Source organism: Vibrio sp. YT-19(2023), assembly GCF_033337395.1.
In genome coordinates, this window is the sequence record NZ_JAWOQN010000021.1 from 25653 (window position 1) to 48352 (window position 22700).

The 22700-nt window shown below is 43.5% G+C and carries 24 protein-coding genes; 17 read left to right on the forward strand and 7 right to left on the reverse strand.

Going from position 1 to position 22700, the window contains the following annotated elements; translation table 11 throughout:
• Positions 1-21 precede the first annotated feature (21 nt).
• Both R7E78_RS16015 and R7E78_RS16020 read right to left on the reverse strand, forming a co-directional pair.
• Entirely contained in the window at positions 22-1359 is a 1338-nt protein-coding gene (locus tag R7E78_RS16015; RefSeq protein WP_005385628.1) for an MATE family efflux transporter, read from the reverse strand.
• Positions 1360-1480: 121 nt separating this feature from the next.
• Positions 1481-1795, reverse strand: coding sequence for a DUF496 family protein (locus R7E78_RS16020; RefSeq protein WP_005373603.1), 315 nt, complete (start codon positions 1793-1795; stop codon positions 1481-1483).
• 220 nt (positions 1796-2015) lie between these two features.
• On the opposite strand from R7E78_RS16020, the gene R7E78_RS16025 reads away from it, so the two are divergent.
• The 8 genes from R7E78_RS16025 (at position 2016) to R7E78_RS16060 (ending at position 10269) form a co-directional block, all read left to right on the forward strand.
• A complete protein-coding gene (locus tag R7E78_RS16025) occupies positions 2016-2240 on the forward strand; it encodes a hypothetical protein (protein ID WP_005385630.1) in 225 nt (74 codons plus the stop codon).
• Between the two features lie 165 nt (positions 2241-2405).
• Entirely contained in the window at positions 2406-3056 is a 651-nt protein-coding gene (locus tag R7E78_RS16030) for a YceH family protein (RefSeq protein WP_005373594.1), read from the forward strand.
• Complete coding sequence (locus R7E78_RS16035; RefSeq protein WP_053304534.1) at positions 3053-3370, forward strand: GIY-YIG nuclease family protein; 318 nt, start codon at positions 3053-3055, stop codon at positions 3368-3370. The genes R7E78_RS16030 and R7E78_RS16035 overlap by 4 nt, the downstream gene beginning before the upstream one ends.
• A 330-nt stretch (positions 3371-3700) precedes the next feature.
• A complete protein-coding gene (locus R7E78_RS16040) occupies positions 3701-4798 on the forward strand; it encodes an autoinducer 2-binding periplasmic protein LuxP (RefSeq protein ID WP_005385634.1) in 1098 nt (365 codons plus the stop codon).
• Positions 4798-7374, forward strand: coding sequence for a quorum-sensing autoinducer 2 sensor kinase/phosphatase LuxQ (gene luxQ, locus R7E78_RS16045; RefSeq protein ID WP_017635176.1), 2577 nt, complete (start codon positions 4798-4800; stop codon positions 7372-7374). Before R7E78_RS16040 ends, luxQ begins: the two co-directional genes overlap by 1 nt.
• Before the next feature lie 295 nt (positions 7375-7669).
• A complete protein-coding gene (slyA, locus tag R7E78_RS16050) occupies positions 7670-8125 on the forward strand; it encodes a transcriptional regulator SlyA (protein WP_017635177.1) in 456 nt (151 codons plus the stop codon).
• A 35-nt stretch (positions 8126-8160) separates the two neighbouring features.
• Positions 8161-9219, forward strand: a complete 1059-nt coding sequence (locus tag R7E78_RS16055; RefSeq protein WP_017635178.1) for an HlyD family secretion protein — start codon at positions 8161-8163, stop codon at positions 9217-9219.
• 12 nt (positions 9220-9231) lie between these two features.
• Positions 9232-10269, forward strand: coding sequence for a DUF2955 domain-containing protein (locus tag R7E78_RS16060; RefSeq protein ID WP_017635179.1), 1038 nt, complete (start codon positions 9232-9234; stop codon positions 10267-10269).
• 2 nt (positions 10270-10271) lie between these two features.
• Here R7E78_RS16060 and R7E78_RS16065 read toward each other — a convergent pair whose 3' ends face one another.
• Both R7E78_RS16065 and R7E78_RS16070 read right to left on the reverse strand, forming a co-directional pair.
• The gene (locus R7E78_RS16065; protein ID WP_005373585.1) at positions 10272-10934 is read right to left on the reverse strand and encodes a flagellar brake protein; all 663 of its coding nucleotides are present in this window, start codon (positions 10932-10934) and stop codon (positions 10272-10274) included.
• A gap of 95 nt (positions 10935-11029) precedes the next feature.
• Positions 11030-11956: a DMT family transporter gene (locus R7E78_RS16070; RefSeq protein ID WP_318058063.1), complete on the reverse strand. Its 927-nt coding sequence runs from the start codon at positions 11954-11956 to the stop codon at positions 11030-11032.
• A 148-nt stretch (positions 11957-12104) separates the two neighbouring features.
• Between R7E78_RS16070 and R7E78_RS16075 the strand changes: the two genes are divergently transcribed.
• Together R7E78_RS16075 and R7E78_RS16080 are read left to right on the forward strand one after the other, a co-directional pair.
• Positions 12105-12560 (forward strand): Lrp/AsnC family transcriptional regulator, encoded by a 456-nt coding sequence (locus R7E78_RS16075; RefSeq protein WP_005373581.1) that lies wholly within the window; start codon positions 12105-12107, stop codon positions 12558-12560.
• 5 nt (positions 12561-12565) lie between these two features.
• Positions 12566-13189, forward strand: a complete 624-nt coding sequence (locus tag R7E78_RS16080) for a class I SAM-dependent methyltransferase (protein WP_318058052.1) — start codon at positions 12566-12568, stop codon at positions 13187-13189.
• A gap of 526 nt (positions 13190-13715) precedes the next feature.
• Here R7E78_RS16080 and R7E78_RS16090 read toward each other — a convergent pair.
• On the reverse strand, positions 13716-14264 hold the full coding sequence (locus tag R7E78_RS16090) for a hypothetical protein (RefSeq protein ID WP_017635183.1): 549 nt from the start codon (positions 14262-14264) through the stop codon (positions 13716-13718).
• Positions 14265-14367: 103 nt separating this feature from the next.
• Between R7E78_RS16090 and R7E78_RS16095 the strand changes: the two genes are divergently transcribed.
• The 4 genes from R7E78_RS16095 to secF all read left to right on the forward strand — a co-directional run bounded on the left by R7E78_RS16095 (position 14368) and on the right by secF (position 18592).
• The gene (locus R7E78_RS16095; protein ID WP_005385650.1) at positions 14368-15036 is read left to right on the forward strand and encodes an SH3 domain-containing protein; all 669 of its coding nucleotides are present in this window, start codon (positions 14368-14370) and stop codon (positions 15034-15036) included.
• Between the two features lie 168 nt (positions 15037-15204).
• On the forward strand, positions 15205-15684 hold the full coding sequence (locus tag R7E78_RS16100; protein WP_318058053.1) for a hypothetical protein: 480 nt from the start codon (positions 15205-15207) through the stop codon (positions 15682-15684).
• A 164-nt stretch (positions 15685-15848) separates the two neighbouring features.
• Positions 15849-17687 (forward strand): protein translocase subunit SecD, encoded by a 1839-nt coding sequence (gene secD, locus R7E78_RS16105; protein ID WP_005373570.1) that lies wholly within the window; start codon positions 15849-15851, stop codon positions 17685-17687.
• A 2-nt stretch (positions 17688-17689) separates the two neighbouring features.
• The gene (secF, locus tag R7E78_RS16110) at positions 17690-18592 is read left to right on the forward strand and encodes a protein translocase subunit SecF (protein ID WP_005373567.1); all 903 of its coding nucleotides are present in this window, start codon (positions 17690-17692) and stop codon (positions 18590-18592) included.
• Between the two features lie 60 nt (positions 18593-18652).
• Here the strand turns inward: secF and R7E78_RS16115 are convergent, their stop codons facing one another.
• The gene (locus R7E78_RS16115) at positions 18653-18919 is read right to left on the reverse strand and encodes a hypothetical protein (RefSeq protein ID WP_017635186.1); all 267 of its coding nucleotides are present in this window, start codon (positions 18917-18919) and stop codon (positions 18653-18655) included.
• 15 nt (positions 18920-18934) lie between these two features.
• A complete protein-coding gene (locus tag R7E78_RS16120) occupies positions 18935-19555 on the reverse strand; it encodes a LysE family translocator (RefSeq protein WP_021035942.1) in 621 nt (206 codons plus the stop codon).
• A 739-nt stretch (positions 19556-20294) separates the two neighbouring features.
• Between R7E78_RS16120 and R7E78_RS16125 the strand changes: the two genes are divergently transcribed.
• The 3 genes from R7E78_RS16125 to R7E78_RS16135 are packed head-to-tail and all read left to right on the forward strand — an operon-like array spanning position 20295 to position 22648.
• Entirely contained in the window at positions 20295-21035 is a 741-nt protein-coding gene (locus tag R7E78_RS16125; RefSeq protein WP_005373555.1) for an SDR family oxidoreductase, read from the forward strand.
• Positions 21036-21047: 12 nt separating this feature from the next.
• Positions 21048-22256 carry an acetyl-CoA C-acetyltransferase gene (locus tag R7E78_RS16130; protein WP_031777157.1) on the forward strand — a complete coding sequence of 403 codons (1209 nt, stop codon included), beginning with the start codon at positions 21048-21050 and terminating at the stop codon, positions 22254-22256.
• A 44-nt stretch (positions 22257-22300) separates the two neighbouring features.
• The gene (locus tag R7E78_RS16135) at positions 22301-22648 is read left to right on the forward strand and encodes a phasin family protein (protein ID WP_005373550.1); all 348 of its coding nucleotides are present in this window, start codon (positions 22301-22303) and stop codon (positions 22646-22648) included.
• Positions 22649-22700: the final 52 nt, after the last annotated feature.

The following is a 22700-nucleotide window of genomic DNA, read 5'->3' on the forward strand; positions in this document are numbered from 1 at the left end:
CTTAGTTCTGATTATTCATCGTTACGCGTTGGCTTGAGCGCCTGCGAGTTTGCGTATGGTTTGGCGATAGGTTAGGTATGCGGAAACACCAGCTAACAGGTTGCCGATACAAGCGCCTAAGAGTAAACCTCGGATTCCATCCATTTGAGCGCCAACCCACAAGCACGGTAGGAAAAAGACAAACAAGCGCAGCGCTGAAATAGTGAGCGCGGTGTAAGATTTGCCTAATGCATTACAAAGAGAAACCATTAGCATACAAACCCCTAACGAACCCAAACTGATCGGCACTATCAGTAAATGCATTTCCAAGACTTGCTCCACTTGCACATCACTTGTCATCAATAATGCGAGTGGGTTTGCGACGGCAAATGTAATGGCAGCAATCAAAAGTTGGAAACCTAGAATGAATTTTACGGCAATACTGACGAGCCTTTGGATATCTTCATAGTTCTTTGCTCCAAGTAAGCGTCCAACCATTGGAGGCATAGACATTGTCAGCGCCAAGACCGAAACGATAGCAAAGAACTCATAGCGTGAACCAAGTGCCCAAGCGGCGACTGCTGCGGTTCCAAAGCTTGCCAATAATTTTGTTGCTAGCATGGAAGACAACGGTGGCAGCAGTTGGCTAATCATCGCGGGGCCCATAATGTTACCGATAGATGCAACACTTTTGGCTACGTTAAGATCTTGCCATTGTGTCGTTGCCCAGTGATTCTTTTTCACGCGAGGAGCGACGACTAAAATACCAAACCCAAAAGCGACGATGGTTGCTATTGCCGCTCCGTTAATACCCAAGTCAAACGTGAAAATAAATAGCGGATCGAGTACAAGGTTCACGCCGCTGGTTATCATCATCATTGTGCCAGGTAACATTGTATTGCCATTAGCTCGGCAGATACTGTAATAAAAATACAAAACCGCACCAGTCCATGAGCTTAATAACCACCAAGGCCAGTAACTGTCGATTATCGGCATAACAGATTCTGGAGCGCTTAATAGAGCTAAAATGGGGTAGCGCAAAAGCCAAATTAGCCCGCCAAAAATAGCGACACCAATTGAGCCGATCATCAATACCAATCCGCCAAGTTGTTTGGCATACCGACTTTCATTCGCCCCAAGAGCTTTAGAAATGACCGCTGTCGTTGCGATCCCTAGACCGACTTGAATGCCGATAATGACCATTTGCAAAGGCAGAGTGAAACCTTGAGCGGCTAACGGTAAAACGCCGAGCTGACCGATAAACGCGCTATCCACAAGCTGAAAGCTCATTAAAGACAGAACGCCAAAAAGCATTGGCCAGGTCATTGTAAATAATTGTTTTGCAAGCGTTGGTTGTGTACTTGTCGTAGTTGAAGACATAGAAAGCTGAATGCGTTAGGAATAAGAGTTAGATTGATTGTACACGGCGGTTAGTTTAGAGACAAAAATAAACCCCGAGGAAGATATTCTTGCTCGGGGTTCGAAAATCTAGCTTACGCGTTTATTTTTTGCCGCTAGTTTGCTTGTCTTCTTCAGTCAGCTCACGAATGCGACGGCTGATGTCACGACGTGCTTTAGAGATCTCAGCGCTTTTAATGATGTGGTCATCAACACGATCTTCATAGTCTGCTTTCATATTTTTGATGATTGCGACGATTTCATCGTGAGTCATTTCTGGTTTGATGTAGTCTAGAAGGTTTTCTAGAAGATCAACACGTTTACGGTTATCACGAACTTTCTTCTCGTTATCAAGAAGCTCACGTTTTAGTTTGTTTTTACGACGAGCTTGGTTAACGATTTCAAATACGCTACTCATAGTTCTCTTTCCTAATTTTATGAATATCTTCCTCGATTAAAGCACAACATCCAGTGGCATAACAGTCTTTAGATCAATAGCAATGCAGAGTTGAACATTTCTCAACCAATTGCGTTGTGTCCATATAATCGTGCTGCTTTCTTCGAGTTTTGGCCAACATCGTAGAATCCATCGATTCATTGTCATAACGTGGCCTTCACTATATTATCAACACTATTGAATGCAAAATGATGAACTTGATATGGACTCTGGTAACACTGCGGAGCAAGTAAATAGTCAAGATAATGAGCAAGTCACTCGCTCTGTGGCTGAAAAGTTAAAAACGGCGTATATCAACGCTCGCGAGCAACTCGAAATCATCGAAGTTGAGCTTAATCGTTCAAAAATAATGATGGTCGACCAAGATGGCAATTTGACGAGAGTGCCGATTCTCTCGGAGCATTGATACCTGACCCTATTCGTAAGGGGTGTCAGGTCTTACGCTATGCTTTAGCCTGACACCAACACCTGAACCGCTAACGCTTCTTGCACTGCTGTGTGAATTTATGGCGTATGATTTCGAAGCGATTTAGGTACAAAGTCAAATGCAAAAATAATAAGGAAATGCATTATGAAAGTTGAGCTAACGGCAATTGAAGCACGAGTTATTGGTTGCTTGATCGAAAAAGAAGTCACTACCCCAGATCTTTACCCCCTCAGCCTAAACGCATTAACCAACGCGTGTAATCAAAAAAGCAACCGTGATCCCGTGATGTCACTCTCTGAGTCAGACGTTCTCGATGCCGTTGATGCTCTTATTGAGCGCAGGCTCGTCAGTGACGAAAGTGCGTTCAACAGCCGCGTCAGCAAGTATCAACACCGTTTCTGTAATACGGAATTTGGTGATTTAAAGCTGACAGAGCAGGAGAAGGGCATTGTATGCTGTATGCTTTTGCGCGGTGCTCAAACACCTGGGGAAATTCGTACTCGTACTAATCGTCTCGCGACATTTCATGATGTAAAAGAAGTGGAAACGGTCCTTGAGCATTTAGCAAGCGAAGAGAAAGGACCATTAGTGGTCAAATTACCACGTGAGGCTGGTAAGCGGGAGTCGCGTTATATGCATTTGTTCTGTGGTGATGTTGATGCGTCCGAACTTGCAGCGCCTGTGTCTGCTGCAAGCTCGAGCTCCGATCGAGTAAGTCAGCTAGAGCTCGAAGTCGCTCAGCTGAAAGAAGAGCTGGATGAATTAAAAGCTAAGGTTGAGTCACTGCTTTCATGATGGAAAATACAACGCAGCGTTGGAGTGTCTACCTGATACGAAATAACCGCAACGCGTTGTATTGTGGTGTTACCAATGATGTTGAACGAAGATTCAATCAGCACCAAACCGGAAAAGGAGCGAAAGCTTTGAAGGGAAAAGGCCCTTTGGTATTGGAATGGTCATCGGATTTTGAGTCAAAGACGCTTGCCATGCGAGCAGAGTACTATATTAAGCAACTAACTAAAGCGAAAAAAGAGCTGCTCGTTATGTCAAAAGCAAATATTGTCGTCGACGAACATCAACAAATGATGTTAGAGATAGTGGCACTCTGATAAGCCCTTGCTACGCAAAGATACACGGAAACCGCCTATGTCACATTGGCGGTTTCTTTTTGTTTTTGGAGTACCATGTAGGAATAAACTGACGCATAATGGGCTGGTGTTCTGTTTAAAGGGCCTGAATATGAAAAGCGCGAAATGTCTCTACGTTATCGAGACAAAGGAAGCGACTCAATGTACTTTATTTGCATCCACTCAGACCAAGAACCAATTTACTATTGAAACAGGCACTAAGAGGAAGGTAGATTACAAGAGTATAGGATGACTCGGCTAGGTAATGAATAGAGCTGAATTAGGCTCATAAAAAAGCTAAAAGAGCAGTAGATGAAAAAAGCGTTAGTATTCTCCCTGATTTCAATGGCCGCTTTTGCGCCGAATGTGCAGGCTACCCAAGTTCTTAATGGGTATTGGGCATATCAAGAGTTTTTAGACCAGTTTCCACAACAGAAGCAGTTAACTAGTGCGTTGGCTGAAGTGGTAAGAGAAACCCCTGTACCCGTAGCAAAAGACAAAAAGCGTCCACTGAAAATTTCTGTTGTTTATCCAGGGCAGCAGATCTCTGATTATTGGATTCGAAACATCGATGCGTTTGAAAAACGCCTAGATAAGCTTGATATCGACTATCAACTAAATCAAGTGTTTACTCGTCCTAATGCAGATATAAAGCAGCAAAGTTTGTCTTTAATGGAGGCGCTGAAAAGCAACTCCGATTACTTGATCTTTACTCTAGATACCACAAGACATCGTAAGTTTGTTGAGCATGTCTTAGATTCAAAGAAAACCAAGTTAATTTTACAAAATATCACCACACCTGTTAGGGATTGGGAACATCATCAGCCGTTTCTTTATGTTGGTTTCGACCACGCAGAAGGAAGTCGTGAATTGGCCGTTGAGTTTGGCAAGCGTTTCCCTAAACATAGCCACTATAGTGTTCTCTACTTCTCAGAGGGCTACATTAGTGACATCAGAGGCAACACTTTTATCAACCAAGTGAACCGCGATAATCAATTTGAACTACAATCTGCTTACTACACCAAAGCAACAAAGCAATCTGGGTATGAAGCTGCAAAAGCCAGTTTGGAGAAGTATCCGGACGTTGACTTCATTTACGCGTGTTCTACCGATGTAGCATTAGGTGCTGTTGACGCTCTTAAAGAGTTAGGTCGTGATGATGTCATGATCAATGGTTGGGGCGGCGGTTCAGCAGAGTTAGAGGCGCTTTCTAAAGGGGAGTTAGACGTTACCGTTATGCGTATGAACGATGATACAGGTATTGCAATGGCTGAGGCCATTAAGTGGGATTTAGAAGGAAAGCCAGTTCCCACCGTTTACTCTGGTGATTTTGAAGTCGTTACCAAATCGGACTCTCCAGAAAGAATTGAAGCATTAAGAAAACGTGCATTTAGATACTCAGATAATTGATGACAACTACATCAAAAACAAGAAAGCGTCGCTCACTGTCGACGCTTATTACCAAAATAATTATTCTCGTACTTGCTCCGATCATTCTAGGCATCTTTGTTCAGAGTTATTACTTCTCGAAGCAGATTATTTGGCAGGAAGTCGACCGAACCAAGCAGCAGACCTCTGCCCTGATCCTGAACATTTTTGATAGCCATTTTGCAGCGATTCAGATTCATCACAACAGCAATTCGAAAAGTGATGTTGTATTGGATTTTTATACAGAACGTGATGAAGAGGCACTCAATTACTTTTTCATGAGTATTGACCAGAGTGATCCTTCCCATACACCGGAGTTTCGTTTCCTAACCGATCATCAAGGTATTATTTGGGACGATGGCAACGCGCATTTCTATGGCATCAACAACCTGATACTTAGCCGACTTGCCAGTCAAGTGACCTTTAGCAACAACTGGTATTATCTACCCTCACAGACCCCGATGGGAACTCGCCATCTGTTACTTCGTCGCGTACCCGTTTTACAACCTAAAACCGGTGAAGTGATGGGGTACTCTTACAATGTTGTTGTTTTAGATAATAACTTTGGGTTGATGGAAAGGCTAAAAAATGAAGGCAACGTCGACAATGTTGTGTTGGTCGCTAACAACACACCATTGGCAAGCTCATTAGTAGGAGATGAAGCTTATCAAATATTTGACGTACTCAAACGACGAGAGTCCCAGCACAAGCTTGACCAATTATTGATCATCAAAACCCCTATTGAGGTAAATGCCGCCGAGACTGACTTGTGCTTGCTTACTGTGCAAGACAATCAGAGCGTGGTGACATTGCAAATCCAACACCTGCTAGCAATGCTAGCCTCAGTTATCGGTATGGTCATGATTGCGCTAATGACTAAAGAATGGATCGAGAATCGAGTAGTTGAAGAGTTAGGATCCCTGATGGCATATACCCGCTCGGCTCGTGAAGAAAAAGGATTTGAGCGTTTTGAGGGGTCAGATATTGAGGAATTCGATCATATTGGTTCGACACTAGAAAACACTTTTGAAGAGCTTGAAGCACAAAAGCGCTCTTTCCGCGACCTGTTTAACTTTGCGTTATCACCTATTATGGTGTGGTCTGAATCGGGTGTGCTTGTCCAAATCAATCCGGCAGCACGCAAAGAGTTAGTCATGGAAAACGATGTTGAAACCATGCACCCAGTGTTCAAAGGTTTCAAAGAAAAGTTGATGCCACACCTTCGCATGGCGGCTCAGGGAGCTACGTTGACAGGCGTTAATGTGCCAATTGGAGATAAAGTATATCGCTGGAACTTATCGCCGATTCGAGTTGATGGAGATATTAGCGGTATTATTGTTCAAGGTCAGGATATTACCACGCTAATTGAGGCGGAAAAACAGAGTAACTTGGCGCGCAAAGAAGCAGAGAAATCTGCTCAAGCCCGTGCCGACTTTCTGGCTAAAATGAGCCATGAGATCCGAACGCCAATCAATGGAATTTTAGGGGTTGCTCAATTGCTAAAAGACTCTGTGGAAACAGAAGAGCAGAATAACCAAATTGACGTACTTCGACATAGTGGTGAGCACTTACTTGCTGTTTTGAATGATATTTTGGACTTTTCGAAGATTGAGCAGGGTAAGTTTAATATCCAAAAGCACCCGTTTTCTTTCACTGATACAATTCGAACGTTAGAAAACATTTATCGTCCTATTTGTGAAAGTAAAGGCGTCAACCTTGTCATTGAAAACAAAATAGATCCCAATGTTGAAATCTTTACTGACCAAGTTCGTCTGAACCAAATTTTATTCAACCTAGTCAGTAACTCAGTAAAGTTTACGCCCTCGGGTAGCGTGCGCTTGCATGCTGAACTTGAGCAGTTCTATGGCGCTGACAATAGCGTGCTGGTCGTGGAAATTACGGATACAGGTATCGGCATCGAGTCTGACAAACTCGACCAAATGTTCGAACCTTTTGTTCAAGAAGAAGCAACAACGACTCGAGAATACGGCGGCAGTGGCTTAGGGCTGACCATTGTGAAGAGCCTCGTCGACATGCTGGAAGGTGATGTTCAAGTCCGCAGTCAGAAAGGCTTAGGAACGACTTTTGTCATTACAATGCCAGTGAAAGATCGTGAGCGAGTACTCACCCCTCTTGATTCGAGTTTGCGAGTTAAGCCAGGTGAACTATTTGCAGAGAGTCTCAAAGTGTTGTTGGTAGAGGATAACCATACTAACGCATTCATTCTAAAAGCGTTTTGTAACAAGTACAAAATGCAGGTTGATTGGGCGAAAGATGGGTTAGAAGCAATGGAATTCTTAAAAGATCATACTTACGATTTGATACTGATGGACAACCAACTTCCGCATCTTGGTGGAATTGAAACGACCAAAGAGATCCGACAAAAGCTAAAACTAGGCACGCCAATTTATGCGTGTACTGCTGACACCGCGAAAGAAACCAGTGACGCCTTTATGGAATCGGGTGCGAATTACGTGCTTCTCAAGCCGATTAAAGAAAATGCGCTCCATGAAGCATTTGTGGATTTTAAGCAGCGGTTCTTAGTTGAGCGAACATAAGGAATTGGCTCACTACGAGATAACCCAATTATTCATTATCTGAAAAGCACAACACCATGACAGTGGGTTGTGCTTTTTTGTATCTGACCCTTTTACTCTTATACAAATCAGACTTTATTGGTCTCGACGTTTGTTGTGTACATCGCTGCATTTCAAGTTCAAACATAGTGTTGTGTTACTTAGATTTCTGCCCCTTCACTGACACACCCAACGTGATTTCAATCACAAAAAGATATTTACTTAGCGTGCTAACTATTTTATATTACTTAGCACGCTAAGTAATTGAGTAGATCTTATGATTCAAGACATCAACAGTTTGCGAGACCTTTCTCTGGCTGAAAAATTATCTCGTGTTGCTCGTTTGTGGAAAATGGTTGCAGATCGCGAGTTAGAGCCTTTAAACCTAACGTATCCGCGTTGGACTGCGTTATGGAAGCTTTATCGAATGGGTGACAACATCAGTCAGAAGCATTTGGCTGAAGCGCTTGAGATCGAGTTAGCGTCGTTGATGCGAACATTAAAATTATTAGAAGAGCAATCTCTGATCGTTCGCCATTGCTGTGAACACGATAAGCGAGCACGTATTGTTAGCCTCACAGAAGAGGGGAAAACCCTACTAAAGCAAATGGAGGCTCGAATTCTTCAAGTTCGAAGCAAGCTCCTAACGGACATCAACGACCAGGAACTTCAGCAGCTTTCATTGATTCTTGATCAGATTGCTCACAATGCGCTTGATTCACTTAGCGAATAAGTCAGAAAACCGAATAAAAAGAGAAGTAAACGCCTATGACTCCAGATCAAAAATTCGCACGTTGGATCAAATATTCTTGCGTCGCGTTTGTCCTTGTCTTTGCCTATTTTCTAGTTGCAGATCTCGCCATGCCGTTGACGCCTCAGGCAATGGCAACGCGTGTGGTAACTAAAGTGGCCCCCCGTGTGAGTGGGCAGATTACGCATCTTTATGTTGCCAACAACCAAGAAATAAGCCAAGGCGATCTACTATTTCAGATTGATCCCCAGCCTTATCAGCTCGCCGTAGAAAAGGCTCAACTTAACCTTGAGCGTGTGATTCAAAACAACGAACAACTTGATGCTTCTATTGCTGCGGCAAAAGCAGACGTTGAAGCGAGCAAAATCGTGGCGGAACAAAAAGTTCGCGAAGCAAAACGTCTTAATACTCTGTTTCACCGTAATGGTACTTCGCAACAGCAGCGCGATGACGCACAGAGCAGTGCAACGGCAGCTAAAGCGAACTTACTGGCCGCACGTGCTCGTTTAAAAGAGTTGGAAGTAAACCGCGGTGATTTAGGCGCAACGAATGTGAATATCCGCGTGGCGCAAAACCAGCTAAAACAAGCGGAACTTAATCTGTCTTACACTCAAGTCTCGGCGGAACATGATGGCGTTGTCGCTAACTTGCAGCTGGAGACGGGGGCCTATGCGGCAGCTGGTACACCTCTTGTCGCTTTAGTCTCCGATGACGTGGATATCATTGCCGACTTTCGTGAAAAGAGTTTACGACACTTTAATCAGAACAGCCGTGCGTTAGTGGCTTTTGATAGCTTACCTGGTGATGTATTTGAAGCTCGTATTACGAGTGTGGATGCCGGGGTCAGCTCGGGTCAATTCGATGCGGATGGTCGCTTAGCAACACCAACTGACTCAAACCGTTGGGTGAGAGACGCGCAGCGCTTACGTTTACATTTAGCTATCGATGAACCTCAGCAGCGCGCATTTCCAGCAGGGGCACGAGCAACCGTGCAGTTGTTGCCAGAAAACTCATTATCTGGTTGGTTAGCGAGGTGCCAGATCCAATTCTTGAGTCTTCTTCATTATATTTATTAACGAGGAGGCGATATGAAGTTATGGGACCACCCCATGTCGGAAAACGACTTCCGTCAGTGTTTGCGCATTGCAACTGGTGCGACCATTGGTTTCACTTTATGTAAAGTATTTGGTTGGAACTATGGCGTATTCTTTACTGTAACCCCGATGCTGTTACTTGGAATGGTGCCAGTCATGAGTCTACATGCCGCACGACAACTGATTTTTTCAGCGGTTGTGTGTGGATTAGAAGTTGGTGTGCTTGGTGGGTTATTTGGTGGGCACCCAGGCATGATGACAATCATTGCATTCGGGTTGTTCCTGTATAAATTCGCCTGTATGTCAAAAGGGAGCTTATTCTTATTTGGAGCGAACAGCGTACTGAGCTTAAGCATCATGCTGCACTTTGCGAGTTATCCAACCACTGACTTAAATGACCTAATCTTTAGCAATCTGCAAGCGAATGTTATTTCAGTGATCGTTGCTTATGTGGTGACATTTTTGATTCCCGATGCGGAACCTCGTCAGCCACCAGCGAAACCGTCGCAGCCTAAACAGAGTCATCGCATGCGTCATGAAGCCCTTATGGGGGCGAGTATCGCTACAATGTCTTTCCTTGTATTCCAGCTATTTGACCTCAGTGACTCTATGTCTGCTCAGGCGACAACCTTACTTTTATTGTTTCCTATGCATTGGAACGGTGCTTTAGGGTATGCGCGAAAAAGAGCAATGGGGACCTTGATGGGGGTGACCTTTGGTATTGTAGGACAACTTGTATTATACGATTGGTCGGATACCTTATTGTTTATCGTTCCATTGCTTTGGATTGGGGCTATGATGTTCAGTTATATGCACGTGAAAGAGTCTAGCGGTTCGGGAGCCGGATTTGGCGGCTTAACCACGTTAGGTATTCTTTTCGGCCAATACCTTACTCCGGATGGTGACTTAATGTTCAGTGCGCTGTATCGCGTGAGCAGTATTTTGTTTGCTATTGTTGCGACGCTGCTTGTGACCTATACGGTTCACAGAATACTCAACAGCTTTGAGGCGACGCGCTTTAGCGAGCAGTAAGTTCAGACGTTACTGGTTAGAAAGGATTGCTCCAGTAACTCTGTTTTTAGTTCGTGAGTCATCTCAATGGAACTAGCAAACTTAATTCCAACTACCCATCCCTTCACCAATTTCTTAATGTTGGCAATGACACATCGATTTTCTTCTCCGATATAGTGGCTTAACGGGCATTCGATGGTAACACTCTCACCCACGTTGAATTCGGGCTCAATCAAGGTTGATATACCAACACCTGCTAGAGAGAAATCGATAAGGCTACCGTCGTAGACATTCCCTGCATGAATAACGTTACAGTCCATTTGCAACTTGTAACGCTCATGTTCCCGAACTGGTTTGGTTGCAAATGTTCCTGGAATGCGGATAAACAAAAGGGGGGATGGTCGAACGGTCGTCGTCAGCACGCTGGACTTAAACGCAATGACATGGCCTAACTCCGTATCTGATACACCACGCACGATGACATCGGCGTTGGGGAGTTTTCTCATCACTTGCTCTTCAAGCAAACGCATTGGTATATCAAGAATCAAATAAGCATTTTCTTTCATCCCCAGATAGGTGGTGGAATACGTATATTGATCCTTAGGCCCAAATTCGAAATTAGTAGAAAGCTTCATTCCCGGTTTGAGAAACCTATGCAGTTCATCTTTAGTATGAGTGGCTGGCATCACATTGGCGTTTTAATTTTTTAGTTAAGCTGAGGCTATCAAAACGCCATTTTGTTATTCAAGATAGTAAGGCATAAGTTTTTGTAAAATCATCGCTATCTGTGAAGTGGTGGGCGATAAGTTTGGTTCATTCCATCTTTCATAAAGATTTGGCTTGCCACAATACTGCCGCATGTGACCAACATCAGCGCTAACCAAGTGAGAGAATCTGGTTGTTCACCAAAAATTGGAACGGCAAGAAGTGTCGCGACGACTGGAGTTAATGAACCAAAAGCAGCGCTGGCTTCGGCACCGATGATCCTAATTGCATAAATGAAAGTGAAAGAAGCGATTAAACCTGCGCCAACACCTTGTAGCATCGCGTGGCCAAATAACTCCTCCCATGGCCACTGGCTGAACGGTGTTACCACCAAATAACTGTCTACCCACCCGAAACCAACGGCGATGATGAGCAGAGCCAAAGACGCGATTGCAACGAATCCTGCACAGACGTGTGCATTAAGATTGGCGACACGAGCGCTGATGGTGAAAGCAGCCCACATGATGCTGCCAGTTAGAAACAGGATATGCCCTTGTAATTGAGACCAGTTGTACTCTGCGCCGCTATTAGAAAGAAGGAATATGAAAATCCCTAACAGCACCGTAGAAAGCCCGATTAAGCGGTGAGCACTCAGCGACTGTTGATAACAAAGTACCGCGATAGCAGAAACAAACAATGGCAAAGTGCCAGGTACTAATGCACTGCCGTGCGCCACGGGAGCGAAATGCATAGCCGTTCCGACGACCAGAAGATAGGGAAGGCCGCTTCCAACCACAACACCAACCAGGTAGCGTTTAGGCACTACGCGCAGCGACTGTTTATGCTTAATCACAAATGGTAATAAAATTATACTTGGGATTAGAAAGCGAACTAACGCGATATCGGCTGGCTGCAAGGCAGAAATTGCGCCCCCTTTTAAAGAAATAAAGAAACCAGACCAAAGCAGTAAGGTCGTTAATATAGCTGCGTATCCCAAGATCATTATCGACATGTCCATTTGTAAATGATGTGTTAATTGTTGAATAAAACTCTTGCCAAAGGGAGGCAAAGTTTGACGTAATTAGGCTTGATGTTGGTGATAAATTGCGTATAAGTGTTAATTGTTGGTGATTAAAGGCACGGAAGAATAAATGGATAAAATTGACAGGCAACTTATCAACCTAATGCAGAAGGATGCCACTCTGACAACGGCAGAACTTGCTGACCAAGTAGGGCTATCGGCATCACCTTGTGCAAGACGCATTAAGCGTTTGGAGCAGGAAGGTGTAATAAGTGGTTATCGAGCTATTGTGTCCAGAGACACTGTAGGCATCGCGATGACTGTATTTGTTGAAGTGAGTTTAAATAACCACCAAGCTTCTTCGATTGATGAGTTTGAACATGCCGTTGTTGAGATGGATGAAGTGATCTCATGCCATGTCGTATCAGGGGCCTATGATTACCTGTTAGAGGTGGTCAGTAAAGATCTCGCTGGTTATGAAACATTTACTAGAAAGTTACAGCGATTAGAAAATGTGAAAGATATTCATACCCACCTAGCGATTAGACAAGTGAAAGGAAATGGCAGTTTGCCGATTTATGCATAAGAAAGATGAAATTTTTCGATAGACTTAAGATTGCCCACTATCATCGAAAGCGATATAGACAGTTTGGTAAAGACAGAGCCCGAACTCTGGGATGGGCAGATAAGTATAGTCAGATCAGCCGTTTTGAGGCGTTGTGCCGAGGGTTAACGTTAGACGGTTCAAGTATTTTAGATATTGGGTGCGGCTACGGAGACTTGTTAGCGTTTATCGAACTTACGGGGGGGCTTCCTCAAAGCTATATTGGCATTGATCAGCAAAAACAGTATATCTCTGAAGCCAGAAAACGAGATTTTCGTACGCAAAGTAAGTTTATATGTGGCGACTTTTCAACGTTGGTATTGCCTCGTTGCGACTTTGTTTTTGCTTCCGGATCATTGAACTATCAATCCACCAACCCAAATCATACCATTGAAATGATTGATAAAATGTACCGAGCGACAGAGAAAGGTTGTGTGTTTAACTTGTTGGATGAATCCAAACTACCCAGCATGAAAATGTTAGCGTCGCACAATAAAGAAGGTGTCTTTCGCTATTGTCGGTTGCTGTGTCCGAATACACGATTGATTGAGGGGTACTCCGAGCACGACTTTACGATTGCCATGATCAAAAAAGCGAAGTCCGTTTCCTGACTCCGCCTTATAAATTCTTAAGCCTTATTGGTTTTTGTATTGTGAGATTTCACAGTTACCTGTGTATCTATCAACCTTGAATGAGAACGCGGCTGAATGGTATTCCCTCCCATCACTCCATATTGTTTCTCCGAAGATTTTACACAGATCCAAATCACTGATTGAACCGAACTCTTTTACGTGCCTAACTACTGACAAAAACTTGGCTTTGGTAGCATTAGGACATTCCCTGTTACTTAATCGATTGATAACCATGTTTGTAGCATCATCTCCAGCCAAATGTGACTTTTTATTAAATTTTATTAATGGCTAAACTAACCAAAAAATGTCCATAAGTAAAGCATTAATGTGACGTATGTCTCTATAAATTGATTGTCTTGGTCATGGTTTAGTCAAGTTTGTCAAAGGGAACAATCCCATTATTTACATTTGATATCATTCACGACTAAGGAAAGATAAAAAGCACGAATAACGTCCAATATTGGAGTGAAAAACCAACATCGTCTATTCAAAACTGGCTCTGTTTTTACTTCGAAACATCTTGAGCGTATTGAAGCGCTCGGGCTTCTTTATCATAGACTTGTGACAGAGTTTGATATTGTGAAGAGAGGCGCTTGTAATCTTCAGCAAGTTCCAAAGCGTTGGTGTTATACCATTCCGCAGTTATTTGATTGGCTGTTTTGTTTGACTCGCGGCACTTCTGGGCCAGTATCTCCCACCCATTTGCTGACCATTGGGATTGTGTGCTCAATTTAAGCAGCTGATTCGCTTTAGTTGTGAGCTCTTCTTTGTATTGAATCGATGCTTTTAATTGCGCTTTGAACACATTTTGGTTCGACTTGGCACGCCAAAGTAGCACGAGCTCATGCAGTGAAAAGGTTTCGGACAATAACTGACGCTGTTTATGTTCGGTCAAAAGTGTATTGAATACCTCAACATGCTGATTGTAATTGGACTCTAAACGATTGAATTGGGTAAGATTGTCATTCCACGACGATGGGTTACATTGAATATTGGCGTGCCCCGTTATCGGGAACAGAAGAAATAGTAGTATCCAATTGAGTCTGTTGATCATTATTGCTCGCGTTAGTTGACCTGCTCTTTTGAGTATATACCCAAATTTCTACGACATGCGTGCTGCTGGTGGGATAAGAATAAAGAATGAAAAGGAAAAGGGCATGAAGAAAATTCTCGTCGCATTGATTGTCATGCTGTTGCTCGGCGGAGCGGGGGCTGGATACTATTTCTTCTTTATGCAGAAAGATGAACCTGAAGCACCAAAGGCTACACAAGTCGAGCAATCGTCACTGCAAAAAGAAACATCCAAACCGATTCTGGATTTAGAAGCCGTTCCCCCGGAAGTTACCGAGTACTACGTTATTGAGCGTCGTGTCAATGTTTACAACAAGCCTAACCCTAATGCTTTAGTTGTCGATACGCTCTATAAGGGAGAAAAAGTATCGGTGTTAGAAAAAGTAGATGGGTGGTACCGAATCTCCGGCTATCTTGTCTATGAAGAGGGTGGAGAAGAAAAAGCCGAATGGTTGAATGCTGAAGGGTTATCGGATGCAGAGCCAGTTATTAAAGAGCAAGAGCGCTTAGAGATATTGGATGAATACCTACAGAAGTCGGATGATTTAAAAGTTCACTTGGATATTTTCCGTAAGAAAACACAGCAATTGTTAGACGATGAAACCTGTGATCCGAGTGATTTTGAGGAGCTCGGAGGCTGGGTTCGTTCTGTGACGTTCAAAAAGCGCAACGTTTACTTCATCTATTGTGGCGGTTTGGAGCAAGAGAACAAGATCTACTTAGATGTTGATAAGGGCGATATTTTTTATCGATAACTCACCACCAATTACACTAGTTTTCTAAAGACGTTTTGATAAATGCAATAACGATGCAAACCTGAAATCAGAGATTTATAACTTTTTAGTTGTGAACCATAATCAATAGGAATACTATCAACGAGTCAAGTGACCTAACTTGGCTCTTTGTGTTTTTAGTGAGTTCCTATGCCTTGGATTTACCTTAGAAAGTTGATTTTGCTGCTATTTGCAATGGTATTGCTACCAGTGCATGTATCTGCTGCGCAAATCGACCACAAGGCTCACGTACCGCACTTTTCTAAGCTACAACCTTTTGTAGCCGTAAGTGTATCGCCAAACTCTTCCGTCGATTTTTCTGAAGTTTCAGAAGAAAGCTCTCAATCTCCAGTATCTGAAGGCTATGCAAGTCTCGATTCCGTTGCTTTGTTTAACTCTCAGCGCTGGACGTCTTACTTACGGGAAGGGCTTGATGACGAGCACGTAGATTTTGTCGGCGATCTCACTACTCCGTTTTACGCTGATGCGGGTTACGCATACAGCTTGATGGACATTAACTGGCGTCACAACCAGTCCACATTTTATCATTTCACAAGCGATCATCGCATTTCTGGTTGGAAAGATACCAATGCCATGTACGTCGCACTCAATAGTCAGTTTTCTGCCTAAACACCATCTATTTGCACCATTGTGCACTCTTAACACGACGATTGTATTCGACAGGACGTGAGCGTTCTGAGCATTTCATACCCTGAATTTATTCTGGGAGCATCTGTCGTGTGTTAAGCCTTGTTATTAAAAGCTTCACTTCATTGTGAAGGGATGATGTTTACATGAAAAAAACGCCAAAGCAGCAAAAGAACAGAAAGCTGATGAATCACTACTCAGCTTGGAAATATGTCGTATTAATCACGACAGTCATTATTTTAACCCTAAGTGCTATACCAACTTGGTTTGGCGAACAGCCTTCTATCCAGTTGACGTTTGCGGATCAAAACAACAGTGAAATGTCGGTTGTTCATCTGAATCAACTGCTAAAAACCAACCATATTTCAGCCGACAAAATCATCGAAAAAGACGGCAAAACAACCATTGTATTCGATGGTGAAGATGCGCAAAGTAAAGCTCGTGCGTTGTTAAACAAAGAGCTAAATAAAGACGACAGCATCACTTTCTCATACGTATCGGTTGCGCCAGAATGGTTGAATGAGATGGGCTTTAGCCCAATTAAGCTCGGTCTTGACCTTCGTGGTGGCGTTCAGTTTCTGTTGAATGTTGATGTGAATAAAGCGTTTGAAGAACAACGTGATGCGTTGATTGATGAAATTAAAGCGAACCTACGTGATCAACGTGTTCGTGGTGTGCAAGTTCGAGCAGAAAGTGGCAACCGAATTACGGTAAACAGTGACAGCGAGCAAGCATTGTCGGAAGTGAACAAGTTTTTGCGTCAAAACTACCCGGGCTGGATTTCAAAAAGTTCATCTCGTGGCTTTGTGCTTGAACCGAGTGAACAAAATATCCAAGAATTTCAATCGTCGACTCTTCAACAAAACCTGAAGATCATGCGTGGTCGTATTGAAGAACTTGGTATCACAGAGGCACTAGTGCAACGCCAAGGTAAAGAGAGCATTCGAATTGAGCTCCCTGGTGTACAAGATCCTGCTCAAGCGAAAAACGTTATTGGTGCAACAGCAAGCTTGGCGTTTTATGAAGTGAAAGATGCGAGCCAAGCACACAGCAGCCAAGATCTTGTTCTTCAAGATAATGACGGTCGTACTGTGATTTTGGCAAAACGACCAGTTCTAACGGGCGAGCACATCGTGAACGCTCGTGCTGGTGTCGACAAAATGGGCATGTCAGAGGTAAATATTTCTCTTGACCACGCTGGTGGTAAGAAAATGAGTGACTTCTCAGCAACTCACATCGGCAAGCCAATGGCGACCGTTTACCGAGAGTACAAAACAAACGATCGCGGTGTAACTGAGCGTAGTGAGCGCGTTATCAGCGTCGCAACTATTCAATCTCAACTTGGTAGCCAGTTCCGTATTACTGGTGCAGGTAGCATGGACGATGCACAGCAGTTGGCGCTATTACTTCGAGCGGGTTCACTAACTGCGCCGGTTACTATTGTGGAAGAGCGAACAATCGGTGCTTCTCTGGGTGCAGAAAACATTGAAAACGGTTTTGCAGCACTGGCTTTAGGTATGGGTTTAACACTGACCTTTATGGCACTTTGGTACCGCCGCTTAGGTTGGGTAGCAAACGTGGCGCTTTGTGCCAACATGCTTTGTTTGCTTGGCTTAATCGCCTTGTTACCAGGAGCGGTTCTAACGCTTCCGGGTATTGCCGGTTTAGTGTTAACCGTCGGTATGGCAGTGGACACCAACGTTATTATTTTCGAACGTATTAAGGACAAAATGCGTGAAGGTCGCAGCTTCGCTCAAGCGATTGACCTTGGCTTTGACAGCGCATTCTCGACCATCCTTGATGCCAACATTACTACCATGATCACCGCCGTGATTTTGTACGCCATCGGTAATGGCCCAATCCAAGGCTTTGCCTTAACACTCGGATTAGGTTTGTTAACCAGTATGTTTACAGGCGTATTTGCCTCTCGAGCAATGATCAATTTAATTTGGGGCCGCGATGCCCGTCGTGATGTGAGGGTTTAATCATGGTCGAAATGCTAAAACAAAATATTCGTAAAATTCGCTACTTTACTACGCTAGTTTCCATCATTTTAACGGTGATCGCGATCGTCGCTCTAGGCTTTAAAGGGTTGAACCTAGGTTTGGACTTCACTGGCGGTATGGTGACAGAAGTAAAGGTAGATAAGCAGCTAACTAACCATGATCTGCTTGACGTTCTGCAACCAAAGCTTGGTGAATCTGCGTCAGTGACACGCTCTGGTGAAGATGGCCGTTGGGTGATTCGTTACTCTGCGCCGGAAGATGGACAAACGTTGCCAAGTGTAGAAGAGGTGTTGAAGCCAATCTCTCACCAAGTTGATGTTGTCAGCAACAGTATAGTTGGCGCTCAAGTTGGCCAAGACTTGTTTGAACAAGGTGGCTTAGCATTGTTGATTTGTGTCTTGAGTATTCTCGGTTACTTGTGTTTCCGTTTTGAGTGGCGTTTGGCCAGTGGTTCACTGTTTGCTTTGGCCCATGATGTGATCTTAGTGCTTGGTTTCTTTGCAATTACTCAAATGGAGTTCAACTTAACCGTTTTTGCAGCGGTGTTAGCAATTTTAGGTTACTCATTGAATGACTCGATCATCATTGCAGACCGAATCCGTGAGCTGTTGATTGCGAAACAGAGTTGGAAAACAGAAGACATCAATGATCAAGCTGTTATCGCGACGTTTTCACGCACTATGGTGACATCTGGTACGACATTGATCACTGTTGGTGCATTATGGATTATGGGAGGAGCGCCTTTGGCTGGTTTCTCAACCGCCATGTTTATTGGCGTTCTGTCGGGTACATGGTCTTCGATTTCGATTGGTACTGTGCTGCCGGAGTGGTTGAAACTGGAGCCGAAACATTATCTGCCTGTTGAGATCGACGCTGCGCCATAGCATCGTTCTTTTAAGGTAAAAGTGCTTGCGCCACTCATCTTGAGTGGCGCTTTTTTGTGCTTATTTCACGCGCATCAAGCGATGTTTCACAAGTCCCAAATCGAACTCTAAGACTTGTGAGCGCTTCATTGCTTCGACTTTATTCAACATCGACTCTTGGTAGCCTTTCTTCTTCATCCACTGAAGAGGTACAGAGAAAGCATCTTCATTAACGACATAAGACTCGCCTTTATGCTCACCGCTATAGACGTTCACAACCCAAACTCGGGCTTGAAAGTCCAATACTTCACCCATGACTTTAGCGATTTTATTCAGAATATTTTTCATTGTTTCCAGTTTGCCTTAGCTTAGTAGCAACCAGACACCAACTCCCATCATTAAAGTGCCTGCGATACGGTTCATTAGGCGTACATTCTTAGACTGACCTAAGACGTGTTTCAACCCTTTACCACCAGTAGCGTACAGAGACATGCAAATGAACTCAAACAGTAAAATAATGGAGACAAGTATGATCAGTTGCGGTGCAAGTGCTGCGTTTTGGTCTATAAAAGGCGGTAAAAGAGAAATCATAAATGCCCAGCCTTTTGGGTTTGCGATTGCGGTAACGAAGCCTTGCATGATAAGTGCGATATTGTCACTCTTTGGTGTTTCTAAGTTGTCGACATTAATCGCAAGTTTCCCTCGCGATCGCCACATTTCAACTCCAAGATAGAGTAAATAACCGCCACCAATGAACTTTAACGCGATAAACATCCAAGGATAATTGAGCATAATCGCAGCGATACCTAACACCGCAGAGACTGACACCAGCGCGACACCGAGAAGTTCTCCTATCATCATCCATAACGTGCGACGATAACCGATACTCATACCTAACGTTAGGGCGAGAGTCATGCACATACCAGGCGTGATTGAGACAAAAAAGAAAGTAGGGATGAACATACTGAGCAATGCAAGATTCATATCTGTTGATGATTTAGTGATTAAAGAGAAGCCACAAAGATAGTGCAAAGTGGAAAAGGATGCTACTACAAAGCGAGCGATTACTTTCACTAGTAGCTAGTTGATGTTCTTCGAATATATAAATTTAAAATGAAATTATATTTTAATCTATGCGTCATAATAGTGCGTATTGCACCAGTATGAGACAAGCTCTTATATCATTTTTAGATTAAATATATTCAATTTATTATATTTTATCGGTATTAATCATCATTGTATTAAAATAATCGAATTGATAACTAAATTATCATTAAATGCAGTAATTAAATGATATGTTTGATAATTATTTTTACCGATAATTGAATTATTATTCTAATCTCAAGTTTGTTGTAATCATATAAGCTTAAAATTCAGATCTTAAATCATGACATAATGTAACGTCTACCATTCTGTATGTAAGTTCATGATATTTAATAATTATGTTTCTATTTCTGTTGGTGTGGCTTTTATGGAAGTGTGATTTAAAACAATGACTTATGTAAATTTAACCATTTTATAACATTTAACGGGTAATGAGATCTAAATCAATCTTATGCAATTGGGTGAGTTTTTTATTTGAAATGTAATATTTCTAGGTTAACTTAAAATAAAGGCAGCACGGGATTGGTTGTCAAAAGAATAAATAAACACGTCAGTTGGTGAACTATTTCATCAGTGTATTAAGTTTGCTTTTTAAATGCCGTTAAGAATGGAGTCTTCAATGAAGAAAGTCGCTTTGATCACTGGATCAAAAGGCGGAATTGGTTCTGCTATTTCCTCTCAATTAGTCAATGACGGTTACCGTGTAATCGCTACTTATTTCACAGGTAACTACGAATGTGCGCTGGAGTGGTTCAACAGCAAAGGGTTTACCAAAGATCAGGTTCGCCTTTTTGAGTTGGATGTAACAAACACGACAGAGTGTGCAGAGAAATTGGCGCAATTGCTTGGGGAGGAAGGAACCATTGATGTTGTTGTCAACAACGCAGGAATCACACGTGATGGCGTGTTTAAAAAGATGACTGCGCAAGCTTGGAATGATGTCATCAATACCAACCTCAATAGTTTATTCAACGTTACGCAACCCCTCTTTGCTGCAATGTGCGAAAAAGGCGGTGGTCGTGTCATCAATATCTCTTCAGTCAATGGTCTTAAAGGGCAGTTTGGTCAAGCAAACTACTCGGCGGCGAAAGCTGGGATGATCGGTTTCTCTAAAGCCTTAGCATACGAAGGTGCTCGCTCGGGTGTGACAGTTAATGTTATCGCTCCGGGTTACACGGGTACGCCAATGGTTGAGCAAATGAAGCCAGAAGTGCTGGAATCCATCACGAACCAAATTCCAATGAAACGTCTTGCGACACCAGAAGAAATTGCAGCATCAGTGAGCTTCTTGGTCAGCGATGCGGGCGCCTACATCACCGGAGAGACTTTGTCGGTGAACGGCGGCCTATACATGCACTAAGGAGAGAAGATGATGGAAAAAGTATTTATCGTAGCGGCGAAGCGTACTCCAATTGGTGCTTTTGGTGGCAGCCTGAAAAATACTTCTGCTGGCGATCTGGCAGCAGTAGCGATTAAAGGCGCGTTGGAAGCGGCAAAGTTACCTGGCGACAAGGTTGACGAAGTGATTGTTGGCAACGTTGTTGGTGCAGGTCAAGGAATGGGTGTTGGCCGCCAAGCGGCACTGTTTGCGGGGATTCCTGAATCTGTTCCTGCATATGGCGTAAACATGGTTTGCGGTAGTGGCATGAAAACGGTCATGGATGCCGTGTCCCATATCCGTAGTGGCGATGCTGAGATCGTTGTTGCAGCGGGTGTTGAAGTCATGTCTCAGATTCCGTTTGCCGCACCAAGCAGCATTCGTGATGGCAACAAAATGGGCAATCTGGAGCTAAAAGATCTGCTCGTAGCGGACGGTTTAACCGATGTTTACAACCAATATCACATGGGTGTGACGGCAGAAAACGTAGCAAAACAAATCGGCTTAACTCGCCAGCAGCAAGACGAATACGCGCTGTCTAGCCAACAGAAAGCGGTAGCCGCTATCGAAGCTGGCAAATTTCAAGACGAAATTGTGCCAGTGGAAGTAAAGCAACGCCGTGAAACCGTGATGTTTGATACGGATGAATACCCAAAAGCGAACGCGACAATGGAAGCCTTAAGCAAGCTACGTCCTGCTTTTGACCGCGAAGGCACTGTGACTGCGGGTAATGCATCAGGCATTAACGATGGCGCGAGTGCGATTATCGTGGCGTCTGAAAGCGCAGTTAAAGCGCATGGATTAACGCCGCTTGCTGAGATCGTAAGCTATGCGCAATCGGGTCTTGATCCGAAGATCATGGGCCTAGGTCCTGTAGAGTCGGTCAATAAAGCACTCGAAAAAGCGGAACTCACAGTAAATGACATTGACGTTTACGAGTTAAACGAAGCATTTGCAGCGCAAGCACTTGGCGTGATTCATCAGTTGGCGGAAACAAACCAAGTTCCAGTTAACGCGATTCAAGATAAAGCGAACTTTAACGGTGGTGCTATCGCGCTAGGACACCCGCTTGGTGCATCTGGAAACCGAATCTTAGTCACGCTGGTTCACGAGCTTCATAAGCAAAATGGTCAATATGGCGTTGCTTCACTTTGTGTGGGCGGCGGCATGGGCACGGCTGTGGTTGTAAAGACAGTTAAGTAATTATTTAAACGGACATTTTTAATTCTTTCTCTAGGAGACAAACCATGTACACAGATTTCTTCAAAACATTTAGCGATCAAACTGAAAAAAATCTAGAACCTTACTTGAAGTTCAACAAGCTAGTGACAAAAAACGTAGAAGTGTTGACCGAGCTTCAATTGAACGCCATTCGCACATACAGTGAAGTGGGTCTAAACCAGATGAAAGCAGCGACAGAAATCAAAGACGTAACGTCATTGACTGCTTTCAACAGCCAGCAACTAAGCGTACTTACTAAACTTTCTCAACAAATGATGGATGACAGCAACAAGCTTCAAGCGATTGCAAAAGAGTTCAAAGAAGACGTTGAGAAAATGACTTCGGAAAATCTTAAGACTGTTACTCCAGCGTAATTTGTCCGATTCTCGCCGCCCCTAGATTTGGGCGGCGTTGTTTTTTCCGAAT